This window comes from Nonomuraea sp. NPDC049269, assembly GCF_043197155.1.
In the GTDB taxonomy this organism is placed as follows: Bacteria; Actinomycetota; Actinomycetes; order Streptosporangiales; family Streptosporangiaceae; genus Nonomuraea.
Genome location: NZ_JBICSO010000003.1, coordinates 590716 through 611877, shown reverse-complemented (window position 1 = coordinate 611877; position 21162 = coordinate 590716). Strand labels below are relative to the sequence as shown.

20 protein-coding genes and 2 pseudogenes are annotated in these 21162 nt (G+C 70.7%); 14 read left to right on the top strand and 8 right to left on the bottom strand.

Annotated elements, in window-relative coordinates:
• Positions 1-74: 74 nt before the first annotated feature.
• Positions 75-833 (top strand): DeoR/GlpR family DNA-binding transcription regulator, encoded by a 759-nt coding sequence (locus ACGFNP_RS20525; RefSeq protein ID WP_358316229.1) that lies wholly within the window; start codon positions 75-77, stop codon positions 831-833.
• Between the two features lie 19 nt (positions 834-852).
• On the top strand, positions 853-2193 hold the full coding sequence (locus ACGFNP_RS20520; RefSeq protein WP_393320657.1) for a 6-phospho-beta-glucosidase: 1341 nt from the start codon (positions 853-855) through the stop codon (positions 2191-2193).
• A gap of 9 nt (positions 2194-2202) precedes the next feature.
• On the opposite strand, the gene ACGFNP_RS20515 is transcribed toward ACGFNP_RS20520, so the two are convergent.
• Together ACGFNP_RS20515 and ACGFNP_RS20510 are read right to left on the bottom strand one after the other, a co-directional pair.
• Entirely contained in the window at positions 2203-3120 is a 918-nt protein-coding gene (locus ACGFNP_RS20515; RefSeq protein WP_393320654.1) for a hypothetical protein, read from the bottom strand.
• 70 nt (positions 3121-3190) lie between these two features.
• Entirely contained in the window at positions 3191-3685 is a 495-nt protein-coding gene (locus ACGFNP_RS20510) for a DUF1772 domain-containing protein (protein ID WP_358316237.1), read from the bottom strand.
• 128 nt (positions 3686-3813) lie between these two features.
• On the opposite strand from ACGFNP_RS20510, the gene ACGFNP_RS20505 reads away from it, so the two are divergent.
• The 8 genes and pseudogenes from ACGFNP_RS20505 (at position 3814) to ACGFNP_RS20470 (ending at position 9973) form a co-directional block, all read left to right on the top strand.
• Entirely contained in the window at positions 3814-4653 is an 840-nt protein-coding gene (locus ACGFNP_RS20505; protein WP_393320651.1) for an isocitrate lyase/phosphoenolpyruvate mutase family protein, read from the top strand.
• A gap of 59 nt (positions 4654-4712) precedes the next feature.
• A complete protein-coding gene (locus ACGFNP_RS20500) occupies positions 4713-5180 on the top strand; it encodes a hypothetical protein (RefSeq protein ID WP_393320648.1) in 468 nt (155 codons plus the stop codon).
• Positions 5147-5305, top strand: a pseudogene (locus ACGFNP_RS20495) (hypothetical protein); the annotation flags it as partial. The gene ACGFNP_RS20500 and the pseudogene ACGFNP_RS20495, both read left to right, overlap by 34 nt.
• Positions 5306-5568: 263 nt before the next feature.
• Positions 5569-5964: an ABC transporter permease gene (locus ACGFNP_RS20490; protein ID WP_393320645.1), complete on the top strand. Its 396-nt coding sequence runs from the start codon at positions 5569-5571 to the stop codon at positions 5962-5964.
• A gap of 16 nt (positions 5965-5980) precedes the next feature.
• Positions 5981-6402: pseudogene (locus ACGFNP_RS20485) on the top strand (DNA-binding response regulator).
• On the top strand, positions 6399-7415 hold the full coding sequence (locus ACGFNP_RS20480; RefSeq protein ID WP_393320642.1) for a sensor histidine kinase: 1017 nt from the start codon (positions 6399-6401) through the stop codon (positions 7413-7415). Before ACGFNP_RS20485 ends, ACGFNP_RS20480 begins: the two are co-directional and overlap by 4 nt.
• Entirely contained in the window at positions 7412-8659 is a 1248-nt protein-coding gene (locus tag ACGFNP_RS20475; protein WP_393320639.1) for a hypothetical protein, read from the top strand. The genes ACGFNP_RS20480 and ACGFNP_RS20475 overlap by 4 nt, the downstream gene beginning before the upstream one ends.
• A 114-nt stretch (positions 8660-8773) precedes the next feature.
• Entirely contained in the window at positions 8774-9973 is a 1200-nt protein-coding gene (locus tag ACGFNP_RS20470; protein WP_393320636.1) for a hypothetical protein, read from the top strand.
• Here ACGFNP_RS20470 and ACGFNP_RS20465 read toward each other — a convergent pair.
• Positions 9900-10421, bottom strand: coding sequence for a GNAT family N-acetyltransferase (locus ACGFNP_RS20465; protein WP_393320633.1), 522 nt, complete (start codon positions 10419-10421; stop codon positions 9900-9902). The two genes, ACGFNP_RS20470 and ACGFNP_RS20465, sit on opposite strands and share 74 nt — an antisense overlap.
• Before the next feature lie 218 nt (positions 10422-10639).
• Between ACGFNP_RS20465 and ACGFNP_RS20460 the strand changes: the two genes are divergently transcribed.
• Entirely contained in the window at positions 10640-11719 is a 1080-nt protein-coding gene (locus ACGFNP_RS20460; protein ID WP_393320630.1) for a serine hydrolase domain-containing protein, read from the top strand.
• A 91-nt stretch (positions 11720-11810) separates the two neighbouring features.
• On the opposite strand, the gene ACGFNP_RS20455 is transcribed toward ACGFNP_RS20460, so the two are convergent.
• From ACGFNP_RS20455 to ACGFNP_RS20440, 4 genes are read right to left on the bottom strand one after another with little or no spacing between them, the layout of a single operon-like run.
• Complete coding sequence (locus ACGFNP_RS20455; protein WP_393320627.1) at positions 11811-12134, bottom strand: YbaB/EbfC family nucleoid-associated protein; 324 nt, start codon at positions 12132-12134, stop codon at positions 11811-11813.
• Positions 12135-12137: 3 nt separating this feature from the next.
• Positions 12138-12536, bottom strand: a complete 399-nt coding sequence (locus ACGFNP_RS20450) for a YbaB/EbfC family nucleoid-associated protein (protein WP_358316272.1) — start codon at positions 12534-12536, stop codon at positions 12138-12140.
• Entirely contained in the window at positions 12533-13372 is an 840-nt protein-coding gene (locus tag ACGFNP_RS20445) for a hypothetical protein (RefSeq protein WP_358316275.1), read from the bottom strand. The genes ACGFNP_RS20450 and ACGFNP_RS20445 overlap by 4 nt, the downstream gene beginning before the upstream one ends.
• Before the next feature lie 13 nt (positions 13373-13385).
• Entirely contained in the window at positions 13386-13655 is a 270-nt protein-coding gene (locus ACGFNP_RS20440; RefSeq protein WP_393320623.1) for a hypothetical protein, read from the bottom strand.
• A gap of 745 nt (positions 13656-14400) precedes the next feature.
• Here ACGFNP_RS20440 and ACGFNP_RS20435 point away from each other — a divergent pair.
• The 3 genes from ACGFNP_RS20435 to ACGFNP_RS20425 all read left to right on the top strand — a co-directional run bounded on the left by ACGFNP_RS20435 (position 14401) and on the right by ACGFNP_RS20425 (position 18725).
• The gene (locus ACGFNP_RS20435; RefSeq protein ID WP_393320620.1) at positions 14401-16929 is read left to right on the top strand and encodes a DUF6493 family protein; all 2529 of its coding nucleotides are present in this window, start codon (positions 14401-14403) and stop codon (positions 16927-16929) included.
• 56 nt (positions 16930-16985) lie between these two features.
• Positions 16986-17762: a phosphotransferase gene (locus ACGFNP_RS20430; RefSeq protein WP_393320617.1), complete on the top strand. Its 777-nt coding sequence runs from the start codon at positions 16986-16988 to the stop codon at positions 17760-17762.
• A 183-nt stretch (positions 17763-17945) separates the two neighbouring features.
• Positions 17946-18725: a SigB/SigF/SigG family RNA polymerase sigma factor gene (locus ACGFNP_RS20425; protein WP_358316287.1), complete on the top strand. Its 780-nt coding sequence runs from the start codon at positions 17946-17948 to the stop codon at positions 18723-18725.
• Positions 18726-18728: 3 nt separating this feature from the next.
• Here the strand turns inward: ACGFNP_RS20425 and ACGFNP_RS20420 are convergent, their stop codons facing one another.
• Positions 18729-21122 carry a SpoIIE family protein phosphatase gene (locus ACGFNP_RS20420; RefSeq protein ID WP_393320613.1) on the bottom strand — a complete coding sequence of 798 codons (2394 nt, stop codon included), beginning with the start codon at positions 21120-21122 and terminating at the stop codon, positions 18729-18731.
• Positions 21123-21162 lie beyond the last annotated feature (40 nt).

The following is a 21162-nucleotide window of genomic DNA, read 5'->3' as shown; positions in this document are numbered from 1 at the left end:
ACTTCAAGTGTTTCACGCGGGCTTTTGGCCAATGATGCTCACTCATGCGCGGATATGACTGATACGATGCCCCCGTGCTTCAGCGCCTCAGGCATGCCGAGATCATGCGCCGGGTCCGCCTCTCAGGCGCTACCAGCGTTAGCGATCTGGCCAGCCAGCTCGGCGTGAGCCCGTCGACCATCCGCCGCGACCTTGAGGTGCTCGACCGCGACGGCACGCTGAGGCGCGTGCGCGGCGGCGCTCTCGCCGAGGTCGACGCCGACACCAACCGGCCCTTCGCCGAGGTGGCGGGGGTCGACGAGCAGGACAAGGAGGCCGTGGCCGGCCGCGCCGCGCAGATCGTCCGCGACGGCGACGTGGTCCTGCTCGACATCGGGACGACGACGATGCGCCTGGCCCGCCGCCTCCGTGGCCGCCGCATCACCGTGGTCACCTCCAGCCTCGCCGTCCTCGACGTGCTCCGCGCCGACCCGGCGGTCGAGCTGCTGCTGCTCGGCGGCATGGTCCGCCGGACGTACCACTCGCTGGTCGGGGTGCTGACCGAGGAGGCGCTGCGCCAGGTGTGCGCCGACCGCGTGTTCCTGGGCGTGAGCGGCGTCCGGCCGGACGGCCAGCTCGTCGACACCACGCTCGCCGAGGTGCCGCTGAAGCGGGCCATGATCGCGGCGGCGGGTCAGGTGGTGTTACTCGCCGACCGGCAGAAGTTCCCCGGCACCGGCGCGCTGCGGGTGTGCGGTCCCGAGGACATCGACGTGGTCGTCACGAACGAGGGCGCCGACGCGGCGACGCTGCGCAACTGCGCCGCCGCGGGTGCCGAGGTGCAGGTCGTGTGAATCGTGTGAAGGGGTGGCGATGAGACTGACCGTCCTCGGCGGCGGCGGCTTCCGGGTCCCGCTGGTCTACGGCGCGTTGCTGCGCGACACCGCGAAGCCGCGCGTGGAGGAGGTGGTGCTGTACGACGTGTCGGCGGACCGGCTGGCCGCCATCCAGCACGTGCTCCAGCAGCTCGCCGCCGGGCACGACGACCCGCCCAGGGTGCTGACCACCACCGACCTGGACACCGCGCTGCGCGACGCCACCTTCGTCTTCTCGGCGATCCGCGTCGGCGGACTGGCGGGCCGCACCGCCGATGAGCGGGTCGCGCTGGAGCTGGGCCTGCTCGGTCAGGAGACGACCGGACCCGGCGGTATCGCCTACGGCCTGCGTACGATCCCGGTCGCCGTCCAGGTGGCCGAGCGGGTGGCCGCGGTCGCGCCCCAGGCGTGGGTGATCAACTTCACCAACCCGGCCGGCATGATCACCGAGGCCATGCGGAGCGTGCTCGGCGATCGCGTGGTCGGCATCTGCGACTCGCCGATCGGGCTGATCCGCCGCGCCGCCGCCGCACTCGGCCTCGACCCGGCGCGCGTGTCGCCCGACTACGTGGGACTGAACCATCTCGGCTGGCTGCGCGGGCTCTCCCACCAGGGCCGCGATGTGCTGCCCGACCTGCTCGCCGACGACGTGGCTCTGCGGCAGGTCGAGGAGGCCCGGATCTTCGGCGGCGACTGGGTGCGGACTCTGGGGGCGCTGCCCAACGAGTATCTGTACTACTACTACTTCACCCGCGAGTCCGTCGCCGCCGTCTCCGGGCCGACCCGTGGTGAGTCCCTGCTCGGGCAGCAGGACCGGTTCTACGCGGCCGTACGCGAGCGGCCCGAGCACGCCCTCGCCGAGTGGGGCAGGGCACGCAGCGAGCGCGACGCGTCGTACATGGCCGACACCCGCGAGATCACCGACGCCGGCGAGCGCGACGCCGCCGACCTGGAGGCGGGCGGCTACGAAGGCATCGCGCTCGCGCTCATGGCCGCCATCGCCCGCGGTGAGCCGTCCACCATGATCCTCAATGTCCGCAACGGCAGCGCGGTGCCCGGCCTGCCCGCGGAGGCGGTCGTCGAGATCCCCTGCGCGGTGGACGGCTCCGGGATCCGGCCGCTGGCCACCCGCCCGCTCCCCGGCCGGTTCCTCGGTCTCGTGCAGCAGGTGAAGGCGGTCGAGCAGACGGCCATCGAGGCCGCCATGTCGGGCTCGTCCCGCCTGGCCGTCGAGGCGTTCGCCCTGCACCCGCTGGTCGACTCCGTCGGCACGGCACGCAAGCTGCTCGACGGCTACCGGGCCCGCATCCCGGAGCTGGCCACCGTCTTTCACGCGTAGCACTCTCGCCTAGGACACTCTTCTCAGCGCGCGGAGCGTGGGCAGGTGCGCGGTCAGGACGCGGGCATAGGCGGTGAGCAGATGGGGCAGCTCATCCGCCTGCCGCCACAGGGAGTCGACCAGGGCGGTCTCCTCCGCCGACCGGGCGCTGTCCCATTGATCGGACAGATCCCACGCGCGTTCCTTGGCCGCTATGGCGGCCTCCACGGCGCTGGAGGCGTAGCGGACGTTGTCCACCATGGGCGGGGCGGCGCCGGCCGCGGTCAGGGCCTGGACGAGGTCGGCGGTCTCCGGCAGGAGCGGCATCCGGTGCCACCGCCACATCTGGCCCCACAGGCGCTGCCGCCGCGCCTCCGGAGTCCCGTCCTCGACGAGCAGCGGGTTTCCCTCCGGGTCGCGCCGCAGGGTCAGCCCGAGCTCGGCCGCGAACGCCTTGCCACCCATCGCGATCCCTTCCGGGGTCCAGCACTGGTCCATGCTGACGGCGAGCTCGGCGAGTTGACGTTCGGCCTCGGGCACCGGGGGCAGGCAGACGAGCTCGTCCGGCTCCATGCACGAGCTCGGATCGCCGGCCGCCGCGCGTCCTCTGGTCAGCGGGACCTCGGTGAGCAGGGCCAGCACCGCGCAGACCGCGAGGTCGACCCACCAGGCGATGAACTTCTGGGCCGCGTCCTCATACTCGTCGGCCAGGCTCTCGGCGAGGAGCACCCGCTGGACGGTGAGCGAGGCCTGCGGATCGAGTCTCAGCCCCCCGATCGGCCGGCCGGACGCGGGGTCCTGTTCGGCGGCGGTGGAAAGGTCGCGATAGTGCCGCGCTGCCGCCGCGTGGTCGGTCGCGGCCTGCTCGGCGGCGTCGGCCACGCTCTGAAGGAGCTGATCGATGGAGTCGTCGCTCAACGGCTGCCGGGCGGGGAAGGAGGGGGACACGGTAACCTCCTGGCAACTGGCTGTTGCGGGAAGATTACTCTCGCGTATCGCCACCCTGGGCGGAAAGGCGCTAGCTCGACATGCCGTGCACGGTGAGCGCCCAGGCCAGCAGGCCGAAGGCGGTCGTGGAGGCGAGGACCCGGACGCGGTTCCAGCGCACCCATCGCGCCTCGTCGAACTCCGCCCGGACGGCGGCGAGGTCGGCGATGCCGTCCGGATCCCCGGCCGCCTTGAGCGCGTCGTTCCGCGGCACGTTGATCGCCATCGTGATGACGAACGTGACGATGTAGAGAACGAGCGCGACCGCGATCCACGGCAGCTCGGGCCGGCCGACATGGGTGACCGCGGCGAGGATGCTGAATATCAGCGCCCCCAGAAAGCCGCCGCCCATGAACCACGGGTTGATGATGGCCCGGTCCATGGACTGGAACGCGCCGACGAAGGTGCGGTCGTCGGTTTTGCCGAGGCCCGGCATGACGGTGTGCGCGTAGAGGGCGAAGGCGCCGGCCACCAGCCCCATCGTCATGGTGGCGGCCATCAGGGAGACGATGCGTAACGCGTCCATGGGTGTGCTCCTGAGAGGTGAGGGGAGCGTGGCTTGTCGACGATAGCAAGCGGCCCTGTCGTGAGCCTTTCGCACTGCTGTCCGAATACGGCTACCAAGCCAGTCGTCTCCCTCGTAGGGTTGGCGCCATGACGATCGACCCGCAACGACAGATCCGCCAGGCGGAGATCTTCGCCGGTCTGCACCGGTCCGGCGACCCGCTGCTGCTGGCCAACGCCTGGGACGCCGCCTCGGCGGTCACTGTCGTCCACGCCGGCGCCAAGGCCGTGGCCACCACCAGCGCCGGCGTCGCCTGGTCCCTGGGCGTGCCCGACGCCGCCGACCTGGGGGTGGACCGAGCCGCGGCGGCCATCGAACGCATCGCGGCGGCGGTCGGCGTACCGGTCTCGGCCGACATCGAAGCCGGATACGGACCTGAGCCCGAAGCCGTGGCTGCCACGATCACGGCCGTCGTCCAGGCCGGAGCCGTCGGGGTCAACCTTGAAGATCGCCGCGGCTCCGGCCTGTTCGAGCCCGCCGAACAGGCCGACCGGCTGGCCGCGGCCCGCGCCGCCGCCGACCGGCTGGCCGTACCCGTGTGGATCAACGCGCGGACGGACGTGTTCCTGACCGCTGACGGTCCGGACAAGAAGCTGGAGGCAGTACAGGAGCGAGCCGTCGCCTACGCGGCGGCCGGTGCGGACAGCCTGTTCGTGCCCGGCCTGATCGACCTGGAGGCGATCGCCGAGCTGGCCGCGGCCGGGCCGCTGCCGATCGCGGTGATGGTGTGGGCCGGCGCCCCGACGGTGGCCGAGCTGGCCGCGGCCGGCGCGGTCCGCATCAGCCTCGGCTCCGCGATCGCCCAGACCGCGTACGCCGTCGCCGCCCGCGCCACGACGGAGCTCCTGGAACACGGCACGTACGACTCGACCGCCGACGGCATCCCGTACGGCACCATGAACGACCTCCTCGGGACGCCCGCCGGATAAAGACCGGTTAAACAAATCCGCTTAACGCACTTTTAACGGCTCTCTCGCACTATGCGGGCGTGACCCGAAAAAGAATCCGGATCGCCATTCTGATCGCGATCCCCCTCGTCCTGACCGCGTGCGCCGGTCAGCGGAACAGCCCCGGCACCGGGTCGCCCACGTCCTCGGGCGACCCGGCGAAATACGCCTCCTGCCTGCGTGAGCACGGCCTCACCGTGACCCAGAACGACGATGGGATGAGCGTCCGCGGCTCCGACCCGCAGAAAGGCGCGGCGGCGGAGCAGGCCTGCAAGCAATACGCGCCGGTGCTTCCCCCCATGTCCGCCGAAGAGCGGAAGAACGCTATGGATCGGGCGCTCAAGTTCACCGCCTGCATGCGTCAGAAGGGCGTCAATATGCCCGACCCGCGCCAGGACGAGAAAGGCGGCATCAGGCCGGACCCACCGCAGGGAATCGACGGGGACTCGCCGGCGGCGCAGGCCGCGCAGAAGGCATGCCTGCCACTGATGGACCAGGGCGCGCGGTGAGCCGTCAAGCGCTGAGCCGGAAGACCGTTAGCCGTAAAGCGGTGAGCCGGAAGGCGGTGAGTCGGAAGGCGGTGAGCCGGAAGGCGGTGAGTCGGAAGGCGGTGAGCCGGAAGGCGGTGAGTCGGAAGGCGGTGAGTCGGAAGGCGGTGAGTCGGAAGGCGGTGAGTCGGAAGGCGGCGGTCGCCGGGATCGCGGTGCTGATCGCCGGGGCGACGGCGCCGCGGGCAGGTTCCTGCACTTCGACGGCTATCCCACTGCGATCTACACCAGGGCCGACGAGGAGTACGTCTCGGACGTACACGCGCTGCTGGCCCGTACCACCAACCCGGAGCACCCGGAAGAGGTCGCGGTCAGCCGACCGTCGGACGCGCTCGCCGCGCGGGCCGCCGTGGCGGGGGCGTTCACGAACCTGCTGCTCGGCGTGGGCGGGGTCGCGCTGCTCGTCGGCGCGGTCGGTGTGGCCAACACCATGGTCATCTCGGTGCTGGAACGGCGCCGCGAGATCGGCCTGCGCCGCTCGCTCGGCGCGACCCGGGGCCAGGTGCGGGTCCAGTTCCTGGCGGAGTCGGTGCTGCTGGCCGGGTTCGGCGGGGTGAGTGGCGCGGTGCTCGGGCTCGCCGTCACGTACGGGTACGCGCTGTGGCAGGACATGCCCGCGGTCGTGCCCGCCTGGGCGCTCGGCGGCGGGCCGGCGGCGACCATGCTGGTCGGCACCGTCGCGGGGATCTACCCGGCGATGCGCGCGGCCAGGATGTCACCCACGCTGGCGCTTTCCACCGGATGATGGGGATCATCAAGACATGCGTGCACTGATCGCGGAAGACGAGCGGGTCCTGGCCGACGTCGTGGCGGTCGGGCTGCGCAAGGAGGCGATGGCCGTGGACGTCGTCTACGACGGCGACGCCGCGCTGGAACCGGCGATGACCAACGACTACGACGTGATCGGTCTGTCCCGCTGCGGCATCACGCTCGACCCGGCGCGGCACGAGGTGTTCAGGGACGGCTGGTACGTCGCGCTCGTCCGAAGGAGTTCGCCGTGCTGGAGGTGCTGCTGCGCGCCGAGGGCGCCGTGGTCAGCGCCGAGGACCTGCTGGAGAAGGCATGGGACGAGAACATCAACTACTTCACGAACTCCGTGCGGGTGACCCTGGGCACGTTGCGCAAGAAGCTGGGCGACCCACCGGTGATCGCGACGGTCACCGGCGCCGGATACCGCCTATGAGCAGGCGGCGTCTGTCCGTCAGGTGGCGACTGACGGTCGTGTACGGGACGCTGTTCTTCCTGGCCGCGATCATCCTGGTGGGCGTCAACTACTTCGTGGTCACCCGGATCGTCAGCCAGTCGATCGACCCCGGTTCGGGCCTGCCGGAGCCCCCGGACCGGGTGTTCGTCCAGCAGGTGATGGTCGAGGTCGACGGCTACAAGAACCGGGTGATCGACTCGATCGTGTCCTGGTCGATCCTGGCCACCGTCCTGGTCGGGCTGGGCGGGCTCGCGGTCGGCTGGAGCGTCGCCCGGCGCGCGCTCGGTCCCCTGCAGCAGGTCACCGACACCTTCGACTCCATGCTTGAACGGCTCGACCGGGCGTTCGACGGGCAGCGGCGGTTCGTCGCCAACGCCTCGCATGAGCTCAAGACGCCTCTGGCGATCGACCGGGCGCTGCTGCAGGTGTCGTTCGCCGATGCGACGCTGCCGGCGGAGCTGCGGCCGGTCCGTGACCACCTGCTCGCCTCCAACAGCCGCCAGGAGCGCCTCATCGAAGGGCTGCTCACGCTGGCCCAGACCGAAAGCGAGCTGACCGACCGGGAGCCCGTGGACCTGGCCGAGCTGGCCCGGTCCGCTCTCGACCGTTATCCGGGGGTTGACGCGGATCTGGCCGCCGCGCCCGCGACGGGTGATGCCCTGCTGCTGGAGCGGGTGGTGGTGAACCTCGCCGACAACGCGGTCAAGTACAACGACTCGCGAGGCTCGGTGTTCGTCCGCACGGGTTCGGGGGCGGACGGATCCTTTGTCGTGGTGGAGAACACCGGCCCGGAGATCGCCCCGGCTCAGGTGCCCCACCTGTTCGAGCCGTTCCGCCGGCTGAACGACGACCGCACGGGGTCGGCGTCGGGTGCGGGGCTCGGGCTGTCCATCGTGCGGGCCGTCGCCCGTGTCCACAGCGGCACCGCGGCGGCCGTACCGCGGGAAGGCGGGGAACTTGTGGTGACCGTACGGATACCCTCTAGATCGTGACGTTGTTCGGCATTCGTCCAGCACAGGGTGTACGGCTCACCAACATCTTCGCCACACCCTGGCACGTGACGGACGACGCGGAGGCGGCGCCGCCAGGCGACCGTCCACGGCTCGGGCGGCCGGAAACCTACTTCACCGGGTCGGCCACTCCTCGGGTGCTGCACCGGCTGGCGCTCGACCAGCGGACGATCGAGTTCGCCGACTGGGACCGGCCGCTCGCGGGTGCCCGGTTGTGGCTGTTCGCGGTGCCGTCCACGCAGATCGTGGCCGTGCTGAGCCTGGACCTCGAGTGCGAGCTGGCCGACACGGTCGACCTGCTGGAGGACTGCTTCTACGCCGACCTGAAGATCGACGGCCGCCCGCTGGAGGCGGTGACCGCGGAGCTGGCGGGCACGACCGGCGGCTTCTTCCCCGAACGCCACCAGCTCGCCTTCGCCGCCCAGCTCCCGGCAGCCGACTCCAACGGGATCGTCCAGCGGGTGATCTACCGCGGCGATCTGCCGAACCGCGACGAGTTCAGCACGATCACCTACCCGAGCGAGCTGAACAGGCGTCCGGAGACCACTGCCGCCGTGAGCCCGTACGTCAGCGTGCTCTGCGGCCAGCCGGACTACGTGGAGGACGGCATCTTCCTGTCGGCCGTGCAGGGAGTGGCGAGCGCGGCGCGGCTGCGCGAGATCCGGTCGGTGGCCTACCAGGCAGTGGAGGCGTTCCGCGGCCGCGACCGAGCGCAGCAGGACACGCGGGACCGCCGCCGGAGCCTGGCGTCGCTGACCAGCCAGCTCGGCGACCTGGAGCTGGACCTCAGCTACAGCGTCGAGGCGACGGCGGACCTCGGGATGCTGGTGCCGTCGTTGCGGGTGGCGGGCTACCACGACGCCCTGTACGAGACGATGGGGCTGGTGGGCAAGGCGGAGAACGTGGCCCGCATGCTCGAACGGCTCGAACGGGCGATCAGGGCGGAACTGACCACGATCGAGAGCCTGGAGCGGCGGGCGGACGAGGACCGGCAGTTGCGGTGGTCGGTGGCTATCGGGTTCGTGTCGGCGGTGGCGGTGCCGGTGACCTTGGTGCTCACCTTTTTCGGGGTGAATGCGCAAGAGGTGGATGTGCGGGTTTCGATGTTCGACGGGCGGTACTGGGGGATCTACTGGCTGACGGCGGCCATCGTGGTGACCGGAGTGGTGGCGTCGCTCGGCCTCTACTTGCGGCAACGCCACACGATGCGCCGGGACCGCCGCTGAACGACGACTGACGGCCCCGCCTCTGCCGAATGGCATACCCGCGGCGCCTGAACAGCGCGGAGATCGGCCGAACGGCGCATGGCCCGCCGCACACCCAGTCAGCACGCTGGTCGTATGCCAACAACAACCGCACGATCCCTGATCTCGCGCTGGCCGGAGTGGGCGGGCTACGCGGCGGCGCTGTGGTCTTTGTGCTACGGCTCGCTCGGCGCGGCTTGGGCACTTGGCGCGCCCGGCTTCCCCTGGGGCGCGTCCGACCCCGACCTGGACCGAGCGCTGTCCATCCTCGCCGGCGCCACCCCGCGCCCCGGCGGCTGGTGGATCGCCGCCTTCGGCCTGCTCGGCGCAGTCGTCGGAGTGACGCTCGCCCGCACCGGCCGAGGCGCGCCCCGGCTCACACCCTTGTTCCTGGCCTGGCCCATGGCGGTCTTACTGATCATCGTGGTCCCCGACTCCCGGCTCATGATGGGCGTGGCCTACTCGCCCCTGCTGGCCGTCGCCCCGCTCTTCGGCCTGAACGTGGGCGGCACCACCCTGGCCGACGCCTGGCCATGGCCGGTGGTCAACCAGCTCGTGTGCGTGTTCGGCGGGTTGCTGCTGGTCGCCGCCGCGCTCGCCTACCAGCGACGTCGCCGGGACGCCTGCCATTCGTGCGGACGTACCGGCCGGGACGGCTGGACCACACCCGAGGCGGCGGCCCGGTGGGGACGCCGGGCCGTCTACATCGCCGCAACCGTGCCGCTGGTCTACTGCGCGACCCGGTGGTGCTGGGCACTTGGCGTGCCGCTCGGGGTGAGCAAGGAGTTTCTCGACGAGGGCGCGCGCGACGCTCCCGGCATCTGGCTGGCCGGTGCCTACCTGGCCACTTTCGGCGCGGGCGGCGGGCTGCTCACCCTCGGGCTGGTTCAGCGCTGGGGCGAGGTCTTCCCCCGCTGGATCCTCGGGCTGAGGGGCAAGCGGGTGCCCCCGCTGCTCGCCATCATCCCGGCGACGCTGGTCGCGATCATCGTCACGGTGGCCGGTATGACGTACATCCGCTGGGCGCTCTCGGGCCGGTTCACCATGGCGGAGTGGGGCGCCTGGCTCCCGGAGACGCTCTGGCCGGTTTGGGGAGGAGCCCTGGCCGCAGCGGCCCTCGCCTACCACCTGCGCCGCCGAGGCCAGTGCCGTCACTGCGGCCAAGGCACCGACGACCGCGCACCGGCCAAGGATTCCGGCCCGCCCTTGACCGTCGGGCGGCCTAGCCCTTCGGGTCCGGCTTCCAGTCCTGGACGAGGAGTCCGAGAAGCACCTCGTCAAGGAACTCGCCCATGACCCAGGCCGAGGAGCGCAGCACGCCCTCGCGGACGAAGCCGTTGTGCTCGGCGGAGCGCAACATCGCGACGTTGTCCGACAGCGTCTCGATCTGCAGCCGCTGCAGGCCGCGCACGACGAAACCGTAGTGGCACAGCACCGCGACCACGTCGGTGCCGTAGCCCTTGCCGCGGGCGGACGGCAGCAGCCCCAGCCCGATGTGCGCGGACCGGTTGTGGTTGTCGATGCCCCACAGCAGCGCGCTGCCGACCAGCAGGCCGCCGTCCGACTCCACCACGGAGAACTTGGCGAGCTCTTGCTCCTTGTCGTCCACCACGAACTGCGAGTCCTTCGAGCCGGGCGTGATCGGCCGCCACGGCTGGCCATTGGCCCGCGAAGAGGTGACCACGTCATCGCCGAGCTCGGCCTGCAGGATCGGAATATCGCCCTCGTGCCGGGCTCTGAGCATGACCTTGCTACCCCTTAGCATGCATGCTTCCTATCCGATCGGGCTGGCCGGCGGCAAACCGATTAAGACTCCATCAGGGGCCTGCTCGGCTGGGTGGGCCCCGTGCCGCGTGGTGAGGACGGCCGCTTGGCGATCACCTCGATGGTAGGGAAGACCCCCACCTCAACAGGCAAGCAGGCGTGACTGATCTTGAGTGATCTTCCCGCGACATTGGACGCATGACGAAATTGCTCGCCGCTGCTGTCGCCTGTTCCCTGGTTCTCGCCCCTGTCGCGCCCGCCTTCGCCGCTGCCGCGACGCCCTCGCCGCAGTCCCGCCTTGACCTGCTCACCACCGAGGACGGCATGGCGGGCGCGTTGAGCCAGGTGCGGAGCCCGGGTGGCGCGACCGTGACCCGGCGCTCCGGCACCGCGGAGCGGGGCACCGGGGAGCCGATGATCGGGCCCCAGGGACGGTTCAGGATCGCCAGCGGGAGCAAGCCGATCATTGCCGCCACCGTGCTGCGGCTGGTCGATCAGAAGAAGATCGACCTGGACGCCACGGTGGAGCGTTACCTGCCCGGAGTGCTGCGCGGCACCGGCGACGGCGCCGAGATCGACGGTCGGAAGATCACCGTCCGGATGCTGCTGCAGCAGACCAGCGGCCTGCCCGAGTTCCTCAACGCGATCGAGTGGAAGGAGCCCTTCCCGGACTTGCTGCGGGTGGCGCTGACGCTCAAGCCCACGCCCCGCGGCTCCTTCGCCTACGCCAACACCAACTACCTGGTCCTCGGCATGATCGTGACCGAGGTGACCGGCAAGGACTTCCGCCAGGCTAGCCGGGACCTGATCCTCAGGCCGTACGGGATGCTGGACACGTACTGGCCGGCCAAGGGCGACAACGGCATCCGCGGCCCGCACGCTCACACCTACGGGGTGGATCCTCGTCGTCCGCAGGGCGGTGAGGTAGATCTGACCGACCAGCTGCCCACCTACGAGTTCGGTCCCAGCGGCGGCCTGGTCTCCACTCCCGAGGACCTCAACCGATTCTGGCGCAAGGCCCCGCTGGGCAAGATGGTGAGCCGGTCAGTGAAGGTCGAGCAGGAAGGCTGGCCCGCGGGCGCTCGCTACGGCTACGGCGTGGCCCGGATGAAGTCGAGCTGCGGATACACCTACTTCGCCGCCGGCGACATGCCGGGGGCCGCGGTGTTCAGCGGCCGGGACCGGGCCGGGCGCGCTGCAACCGTCTACGTCACCGGCGTGCCCGGCAATCGGCAGCACCTGATCGACGCCTTCGTCGCCACGATGTGCGACCGGTGAGCGCCGGTGGTGCGCCGGGTGAGTCCCGGTGGCGCCAGGCAGGTCCGGATGACCAGGCGGACCGCTTCAGCGCGGACCCGTGACCGTACCGCTACGCGATCTTGCCCGAAGCGGGGTGCAGGTCGCCGAGCAGCGCGTCCCTGGAGGCCGCCGCGTCCTCCTCGGCTGTCGTGATCGCCGTGAGGAGGGCGGCGGCCAAGCCGGTCGCGTCCAGTCGCCTCCTGCTCCGCGGGGAGATCTCCAACCGGGTGATGGTGCCGAGCGCGTCGGTGACGGCCACGATCCCTCCCTGATCGGCCTCGCCGGTGAACTCGGTGGCGCTCCACTCCTCCACCCTCGCCTCCGCCTGCTCGGCGGCGGCGATCAACGCCTCCAGCCGCGCCTGCGCCTCCGCCATGCCCTCCATGTCCTCCATCGCTCACTCTCCTCGCAGCACGTTGCGGATATGGCCGTCGAGCGGGTCGACGGCGCCCTCTGTGTCCGCGGTGTCAGGCGCTCGGCCCGTCAGATCCTGGACGACCTCTGTCAGTCGTTCCCCCATCGCGAGGTGGGCCGCGGCGATCGCCGCGCAAACGGCCTCGGCGAGCTGGACGTGGTCCAGGTCGCGCAGGCCGCGCGGGTCGATGGACAACCCGCGCAGGCGACCGGTGCCGGACACCTCGGCGCGGACGACCTCGGACGGGTCGGCACCCGCCAGCCGTTCCTCCGCCAGCTCGCCCAGCGCCCCGGCCAGGGTGCGCGCCCAGCCGTCCGTCTCGCGCAGCAGCCCGTCGACGTCGTCCTGCCGACCTCCGGCGAACGCCTCGACGCGCCTCATGAGGCGTCCTTCGCCATGGGCACCCAGTAGTCGTTCAGCTGGGCGGGGTCCGCGATCGCTGGAGTGAGGTGGAGATCGCGTGCTCCCAGCGCCGGGTTGCCGGACCGGTAGAAGGCGCCCCTCAGATCGTTGAGCTTGAGTTCCAGCTTGTTGAGGGCGCTCTCGTAGGAGTTGTACACGTCGGCGAACTGCTTGACCAGATTCCCCGCCGCGCTCATGAACAGGCCGACCTGGGTCATCAGGGCGACCCTCCCGACCGGGTGCGCGCTCATGGCGGCGACGCTGCGCAGTATGGGGGCCGAGGTGGCGTAGAGCCCGAACACCGACAGGTCGTACTCCAGTACCTCTTTGTACTGGCCGTGCATGGCGCCGCTCATCTCGTCGGAGATCTTGCCGAGCTGGCCGTACAAGCCGTTGACGTTGAACCGGACGTACTGCTGGAGCGTGTCCCTCGCCTGGCCCTTCCAGTTGGGGGAGATGTCATCGAAAAAGGCGCGCCACAGGTCGGACCGGCTGCCTTCCAGCAGACCGGCCATGCCCTTCCACTGCTCGCGCCGATCGTAGAAGAGGAACGGGTTGCCCAGGTTGAGGGTGGCCGCCACGTCCAGCGCGAGCGCGGCGACGCCGAGCCCGGAAACGGCCATCGCGGCCCTGTTGCTCTGGCGCAGCGGGTTCAGCTCCGTGATCAGCCGCTTGTAGAAGCCGGGGTCGGTGCGCGTCGGTGGAGTGACCGTGACGGTCCGCTGTACGGTGCCGCTGGCGTTGGAGATGTGGAGCTGCTGGTTGGCCGCAGGGGTGGTCTGGCCCGGCACGATCAGCTTCGGCGGTTCGCCCATGGCGGGTTTCTCCTCACTTGACGGTGTTGGCCCGCGCGGCGGCGACGTAGTTGTCCGCGGCCTTGTAGATCTTGCCGCTGTCGGTGCGCAGCACTTCGGAGAGGATGCCCGCGCTGTCCCGCCAGGTGTCGGCGATGGTGTTCAGCCGGTTGACGAACATCAGCCCGACAATGGGCACTCCGGCCATGGGGATCAGATTCCAGCCCTCGAAGCGGGGCGTCCACTGCTTGACGGTGTCCACGCCGGTGGCCGAGCCGTCCATGGTGCCGGCGAACTTCCGCACGTACCCCGCGTTGGTCTCGTACCCTTTCGTGGGCCCGTCGGGGTCCTCAAGCAGTGACGCCTGCACGGGCTGCGCGCGCAGACGCGATGGAAGGCACGTGGGCGGCGGGCACGCGGGGGTGTGCGGGCACGGGCTCACCAGCGACGGCGAGAGGCCAGGCGTCCCGGACGCCGAGGCAGGCGGCGAAACGTTACCGAGCGGTTGACTGGCCGTGGATAAGAATTCATCGGTCGACACGTGATCTTTTTACCATGATCGTGATAAGCGACCGCGCGCGAACGAGCGAGGCGGAGTTTCTGTCGGTGGTGATCTCTATGGTCCCTGCCATGACGAGCTGGGACGAGATCCGCGACCTCATCAGCGCAGGTGACGCGGACAAGCTGATCGAGCGGCTGATCACCCTGGACGATGCCGAGCGCAAGCTCGTCGCGGGCGAGCTGCGCGGCCACATCCCCGTGCTGAGCGGGCACGCCGAGGCCAAGCAGCAGGAGCGCTGGGTGGCGGAGACCCGGCGTCGGCAGGAGGACCCGGACTACTGGACGCACTGGCGCGAGCCCGATCGCGAGCCCTGGCAGGACTGGGCCGATCTGTTACGCCTGGCGGGAGCCGGCACCCTCAGCGCGGTCAGCGCGGTGGCCTCCTGGCTGACCCGCCGGGACCTCGCGATGTGGCGAACGTTCACCGGCCGCACCGAGTTCGGCGATCCCGCGCGGGTCATCCGGCTTCTCGACCACCGGCCTGCCGAGTGGCAGGCCGAGCTGGCCGTACGGCTCGCCGCCAAGGTCCGGGGCCCCGGGATCCCGGCGCGGTCCTCGCGCTGGCGATGCTGCGGCACACCGGGGCGCCGCCGCCCGAGCACGACCCGCTGGTCGTGGCCTGGGCGGTCGCCGGGAGCGACCCGCTGGGTAGGGTCGGCGGGAGTGTGGTCGAGTCCGATCCGCTGCTTCCCGCGCTGCTGCCCCGGCTCTTCGAGGCCGAAGGAGTCGGCCGGGCGTTGCAGTACGAGAAGGCCGAGCCGATCTCGCCGTGGTTCAGTGCCATCCGCGCGGTGGGCGAGCGGGAAGCGCTGCTCGACGGCTGCGTTCGCCGCTTCCTGCGCGGTGGGACCGCACAGGACCTGCGCTTCTTCGCCCGTCTCCACGAACTCCTCGAACCCACCACGGCCGAGATCGACGCGCGCCGTCGCGACTACCTGCGCCTGCTCCCCGCCGCACCGGGCCCGGTCGCCGAGCTGTCCCTGCGCCACCTGCGGCGGCTCGACGCGCACGATCCCGCCGACGTGGCCGAGGCGCTGGAAGGGCTGCTGTTCCGGGCTGAGGCCAAGCTCGTACGTCCAGGTCTGACGTGGTTCGACCAGACCGTACGCCTGGCGCCCGATCGAGCAGACGAACTGGTCGCCGCCCTGGTCACCGCCTTCCACCACGAGGCGTACGAGATCCAGGGCCGAGCCGCCCAGCTCGCCCTCAAGCACGCCGCCCGCTTCAGCCCGCTCGGCGCCGAGCACATCAGGGACGCGATCCCGGCGCTGCCGCCCGCGCTGGGTGCCCGGCTGGTCGCGGTGTACGGCGGGCAGGCCGCCGTCGAGGAGACCGGACCCGCCTTCACCCCGCCGCCGCTTCCCGAGCCGGTCCCGGTACCGCCGTTCCCGGCCGCTCCGGAGAAGCCGGCGGAGATGGAGACGCTCGGCTGGACCTCCTGGCAATGGGCGGACGGCGAGCGCTGGCTGGCCGGATTCGTCCGGCTCGCCGCACGTGATCGGGACGGGTTGCGATCGGCGCTCGAAGTGCCGTTCGGCAGCAGCTATCCGCAGTTGTTCGAGATGCGGCGCTGGCTGCAGGACGACCAATGGCGTGCCGCGATCGCCCGGGAGCTGATCACGCCAGGGGCTGACCCGGGTGTCCCGGCCGAGGGGCGCTGGCGGCGTGGAGGGTCGGCGTACGAGAGTGAGGTCACCTTCAGCGCCCTCCAGGTGGTCGCGCTCGAAGCCTTGGCGGATGGCTCCGAGGATGAATCCGCGGCGCAGGCGGACGGCTTCTCGTTCGCCCACCTGCCCGTGGAGGTCCAAGAGCAGTTCTTCGACCTGCTCGAACAGACCGGCATGCCGACGCCACAGGCCGACCCCCTCCGGGCCGCAGAACCGGCGGAGCCGGTCGCCAAGGCGCCGGGGGATCGGCTCCCCGACCCACGGGAGGTCTCGGGGTTGGACATGTTCGTGCTGCGTCGTTTCGCGGAGGTGCTCGCCGCGCTCAAGGACGGCACGTTGCCGCCGGTGCTGCTGGCCACGCCCACTCTCGCCAGCGGGATGCTCGACCCCGACGTCCTGGTCTCCCGGTTGGCGGAGTGTGAGGCTGCGCGGGCCGTACCCCTTCCGGTGGATCTGCGGCAGGCGCTGTTGCGGCTGCCGCGCGGCGCCCATCCGGAGGCGGCGTCCCGGGCGGCGCGGCTGACCTCCGAGGCGGGCCGGACCGTGGCGCGGCGGCTGGCCGACGGCGGCCTGCCCGACCCGGAGGTCCGGGTTCGGTGGAGCTATAACAAGGACCTCGACTCCTACTACCTCGACGAGCGACGGCCTACCGGGACCGGCCAGATTTGGCTGACCCCGCGGCTGCAGGCCGAGCCGACCGGCCTGGACCTGATCGACGAATTCATCACCGAACCACCGGCCGGGACCATGAACGATTACGGCCACTGCATGGGCTGGTGGCCGTCGGTCCTGCCCTCGCACCGGGAGGTGGTGGCGGTCAATCTGGTGCCACGCCTGCATCGCCAGTGGGCTGGGGAAAGTACGTACCCTGTCCAGCCCGCCATGCTGGCCGCGGCCGACGGCCCCGCGGGTGTGGCCACCGCACTCGTGCTGGCCTACTTCCTGGCGCAGAGGGACGCGAACGGCGCGGCATCGGTCCTGGTGACGATGGCGGCCCGCGGCGCCCTGCCGGCCGCCGAGCTGGGGGCTCACCTCGGAGTGCTCATCCGGTGGACGTGGCTGAAGCAGCAGCACATCATGGACGCACTCGAGGCCGCCGCCGACCGCGGTGCGCATCGTGAGGTGTGGGAGGTGCTGCGGGCCCTGCTGCCCGCCCTCCTGCCCAGTGCCGCAGACGGAGAGAAGCCTCGCGCGGGACTGGCCAAGATGGTCGGACTCGCCGTGACAGTGGCCCAGCAGGCCGCGGCTCGGGGAGCGATTCCCGAGGTCGAGGCGGTGGCCGGGCAGGGTGGCGGCAGCAGGTTCCGTACGGAGTGCCGCCGGCTGCACGCCTACCTGATCCGCCCCTGACCGAACCGATCGAAAACCAGGTGCGCGAGTCGCGGGCCGGGAGTAGAAACGGCGGCATGGACGAGCAGCCCCTGCCGGGTGGCAGGCATGTCGGCGGTGTACGCATCGGTGAGACCGTCCACCGGCCCGCCAATCCGTGGACGCGCACCGTGCACACCGTGCTGGCCCATCTGGAGGCGGTCGGGTTCGAGGGGGCGCCTCGGGTGCTCGGGTTCGACGAGCAGGGGCGCGAGGTGCTGACCTTCCTGCACGGCGACACGATCGGGGAGCAGGCTCCCTGGCCCGCGTGGGCGTGGTCGGACAGCGCGCTCAAGCAGGTCGGGGCCTGGATGCGGCGGTTACACGACGCGACGGCGACGTTCGTGCCCGAGTCCGGCGCGGTCTGGTTCATCGGGCGGCCGTGGCGGCCGGGGCTCGTCATCGGGCACCACGACGCCTCCCCGTACAACGCGGTGTGGCAGGGCGACGATCTGGTCGGGTTCGTCGACTGGGACACCGCCGGGCCGTCGTCGCGGGAGCGCGACCTGGCCTACTGCGCGTTGACCTGGGTGCCGCTGCACGCTCGGCGCGTCGTCACGGAGCAGGGGTTCACGGCGTTCGACGATCGGTCCCGGCGGCTGCACCTGCTGCTCGACGCCTACGGCTATGAGGGCGACCGTACGAAGTTCGGTCCCGAGGTCGTCGACCGGGCGCGGGTGAACGCCCAGGTCATCCGGCGGCTCGCCGAGGGCGGTGAGCCGGTGCACCAGGCACTGCTGCCGTTCGCCACGAACCTCGAACAGGCCGTGGTCGAGATCGAGGCTCTGCCGGAGAGCTTCTGGGTACGCGACTGAGGAACCACACCCAGGAAGGCGTGACCCTTTCGTGATCTAGCTCCGGGTGATATTGTCGTAAAGCGGGTAATGTTAGAAGTGAAGTCCAGCAGAGGGCTTCGTCTCGTTTTATCGAGGCGTGTCTCTGTCTGGGCTTTTTTGGGTTCTGGACGGGACCGCCTGCAGTAGATATGAGGAGCAGGAATGACCGTCCAGCAGGCCCAGACGCTCGTGCTCAGCGAGATGACCCCCGAACAACTTCTGGTCGAGATGGTCAAGCCGGAGACCTCCGAGCTCGACAAGGTACGGATCCGTGAGCGGCTCGTGGCGATGCACGAGTGGCTGGCGAACGACATCACCCGTCGCTACCGCTACCGCGGCGAGCCTGTCGAAGACCTACGCCAAGCCGCCTATGTCGGCCTCATGAAGGCCATCAACGGGTTCGACGCCTCCCTTGGCCACGACTTCCGCGGCTACGCGGTCGTCACCATGACCGGCGAGGTCAAGCGCCACTTCAGGGACCGTACCTGGGCCATCCGGGTGCCGCGCGTCTACCAGGAGCGCCGCTCCGAGCTCAACAAGCTCGTCTCGGACCTCAGCCAGACCCTCGGCCGCGCGCCGACGGTCGCCGAGCTGGCCGAGAAGATGAAGATCTCCCAGGAGGACGTGCTGCTCACGATGGACGCCTCGGCGGCCTACAGCACGCTGTCGCTCGATGCTCCGACGGGTGTCGACGACGACTCCGCGAGCCTCGGCGACGTCATCCCCGAGCACGACGAATCGCTGGACTCCCTGGTCGACAAGCACGCCGTCAAGCCGCTCATCGACGCGCTGCCCGTACGGGAGAAGAAGATCCTGCTGCTGCGTTTCTACGGCAACATGACGCAGGCCGAGATCGCCGCCGAGTTCGGGATCTCGCAGATGCACGTCTCGCGCATCCTGCGCAAGGTGCTCGACGACCTGCGCAAGGGCTTGTCAGACTGAGGGTCACCGCAGCTCGACACCGATGAGGCACGTGTCGTCGTCGGTGTCCGAGGTGCAGTCCGTGAGCAGGTGGTCCAGCCGCTGTTCGAGCGTCGTAGCGGGCTGCGCGGAGACGACGAGCAGTTGGTTCTGGGCGTGTTGCAGGGCTCGGTCCCGGCGTTCGATGAGCCCGTCCGTATACATCAGCAGGGTGTCCTTGGCTTCGAGCTGCAACTGCCCCTCCTCGTACGATGCCTCGGACATCGCCCCGAGCAGCAGCCCTCCGATCATCGGCAGTTCCGACGCGCTCGTCCCCCGGACCAGAAGGGGCGGCAGGTGCCCGGCCCGGGCCCAGCGCAGTACCCGGGTCTGCGGGTCGTACAGGCCGCAGATCGCGGTGGCGGTCACGCTGTCGGTCAGGTGGTGGGCGACGAGGTTGAGCCAGGTCAGCAGCTGAGCGGGCCCCGCGCCGGTGGCGGCCAGGCCGCGCAGGGCGTTGCGTAGCATGACCATGCCGGTGGCCGCCTCGATGCCGTGCCCGGCGACGTCGCCCACCGACAGGAGCACCTGTTTGGACGGCAGCACGACGGCGTCGTACCAGTCGCCGCCGACCAGGTGGTCCTTCTCCGCCGGGCGGTAGTGGACGGCGATCCGCAGCCCGAAGGCGTCCATCGTGTTGCGCGTCGACGGCATGATGGCCCGCTGCAGCTGCAGGGCCAGGCGGTTGCGCTCGGCGGTCTGCTGCTCGCTGTGCGCGAGCTGGTCGCGGGTCGCGGCGAGCGCGACCTCGGTCCAGTGCTGGGAGGAAATGTCCTGATAAGCACCGCGTACGGCCAGCAGCCGATCGTCGTTCCCGAAAACGGGCTCCGCCACCACGCGGATGTGCCGGGAGATCCCGTCGGGCCGATGGAGCCGGAACGCCATGGTGGCGGGCCGCCGATGATGCAGCACGGTGCGCAGGAACCGGCCGATGCTGACCGCGTCGTCGGGATGCGCGTGTTCGCGCAGCCGCTCCAGGGGTATCGGCTGGTCGGCGGGAGAGATGCCGTACAGGGAGAAGAGCTGGTCGTTCCAGGTGACCTGGCCGGTGAGCGCGTTCTCCTCGAAGCCGCCGATGCGGCCCAGGCGCTGCGCGTGGAGCAGGATGCCGGCCAGTCGCGCCGTCTCGTCGTGGGCGCGCCAGATGAGCAGCACGCTGTCGCCGTGACGGGTGACGCTGACGTCGGCCTCGGTGGTCAGCCGCACCTGGTCTACCAGGGTGGTGAGGGTCATGCGCTCGGTGCGGAACGGCTCGCCTGTCGCGTGTACGTGCTCGACCTTGGCGAACAGGCCGCCGTCCTCGGCCGCCAGCGGGTACGCCTCCAGCAGCAGAGCCCCGGTGACCCGGTGGCGCGGACGCCCGGCCGGGTCGGCGAACCGCTCGTTGGTGTGCACGATGCGGAAGTCGGTCAGCCTGCCGCTGGTGTCGAGGTGCGGACGCAGCACCAGGGCGGGATCCGGCAGCGCCTCGGCCAGATCGACGAGTTCGGAGAAGGCCGGGTCGCCGAACCCGGAGAGGGACGGCGCCGGAGCCGCATCCAGGGTGTGGGCGCACAAGTCCGCCAGAGCCTCGATCTGCCGCTCGATCTGCGGCGACTGCGGCTCCAGGTCATGTGGCCAGCCGATCTCCAGGACACCCAGGATGCGCCCGCCCGTGCCCGCGGGCACCGCCACCCGCCCGCCTTCCACCGCCTGCCGGTGGCCGATACTGGGCAGGCCGACCTCGCGTAGGGCCGGGAACCAGACGATACGGCGTTCCGTGAGAGCCTGGCGAGCCGGAGTGGCGACGCCGGGAGGGACGTAACGCCACCGCATGGCCTCCTCGGCACTGAATCCCGCATACCCGGCGAGGGTGAGCGAGGCGTCGGGACCGGCGGCCCACACGGCGGCCGACGTCGCGCCGAGCGGCGCCAGCGCGTGCTCCAGGAGAGACTCGGCGACCGCCTGGGTGTCCGTCGCGCCGAGCACGCCACTCTCGGCGGCTCGCAGCCGAACCGAAAGAGCCCGGTCGTGGCTCGCGCTCGCCGAGAGCAGGAACTCGCGGGCCGTCTCGCTGATGCGATCCTGCGCCGCCTGGTCGATGATGTCGGAGGCCAGCTCCAGCTGCGACAGCCCGGACTGCTCCGCGAGCGTGGCGAGCTGGCGGGCCGCCTGGGCGGGGCCGCAGCGCAGCCGCTCGACCAGGATGCCCTTGGCCAGCTCGATCAGGGCGCGCCCCTCGGCGGCCAGGTGGGCGTCCTGGATCTGCCTGCGCATCCGCTCGATCGTGGCGGCCAGCCGGCCGACGTTCGCGTCACCGGCCGGCGCCTCCGCACTGGTACCAGCCGCCGTGGCGTCGCCTCCTGGCAGGGCGGCGCCGGGCTGCTGTGATGGCTGCAACGTGCGACTCCTCGGGGGTGGACGAGGTGGGGTGGGGACC

Excerpts from the sequence above, each read along its gene's own strand:
- ACGFNP_RS20465 (WP_393320633.1), bottom strand. The coding sequence starts at position 10,421 with ATGCTCAGAGCCCGGCACGAGGGCGATATTCCGATCCTGCAGGCCGAG.
- ACGFNP_RS20445 (WP_358316275.1), bottom strand. The coding sequence starts at position 13,372 with ATGGGCGAACCGCCGAAGCTGATCGTGCCGGGCCAGACCACCCCTGCG.
- ACGFNP_RS20460 (WP_393320630.1), top strand. The coding sequence starts at position 10,640 with ATGACGAAATTGCTCGCCGCTGCTGTCGCCTGTTCCCTGGTTCTCGCC.
- ACGFNP_RS20425 (WP_358316287.1), top strand. The coding sequence starts at position 17,946 with ATGACCGTCCAGCAGGCCCAGACGCTCGTGCTCAGCGAGATGACCCCC.
- ACGFNP_RS20430 (WP_393320617.1), top strand. The coding sequence starts at position 16,986 with ATGGACGAGCAGCCCCTGCCGGGTGGCAGGCATGTCGGCGGTGTACGC.
- ACGFNP_RS20480 (WP_393320642.1), top strand. The coding sequence starts at position 6,399 with ATGAGCAGGCGGCGTCTGTCCGTCAGGTGGCGACTGACGGTCGTGTAC.
- ACGFNP_RS20505 (WP_393320651.1), top strand. The coding sequence starts at position 3,814 with ATGACGATCGACCCGCAACGACAGATCCGCCAGGCGGAGATCTTCGCC.
- ACGFNP_RS20520 (WP_393320657.1), top strand. The coding sequence starts at position 853 with ATGAGACTGACCGTCCTCGGCGGCGGCGGCTTCCGGGTCCCGCTGGTC.
- ACGFNP_RS20455 (WP_393320627.1), bottom strand. The coding sequence starts at position 12,134 with ATGGAGGACATGGAGGGCATGGCGGAGGCGCAGGCGCGGCTGGAGGCG.
- ACGFNP_RS20470 (WP_393320636.1), top strand. The coding sequence starts at position 8,774 with ATGCCAACAACAACCGCACGATCCCTGATCTCGCGCTGGCCGGAGTGG.
- ACGFNP_RS20450 (WP_358316272.1), bottom strand. The coding sequence starts at position 12,536 with ATGAGGCGCGTCGAGGCGTTCGCCGGAGGTCGGCAGGACGACGTCGAC.
- ACGFNP_RS20510 (WP_358316237.1), bottom strand. The coding sequence starts at position 3,685 with ATGGACGCGTTACGCATCGTCTCCCTGATGGCCGCCACCATGACGATG.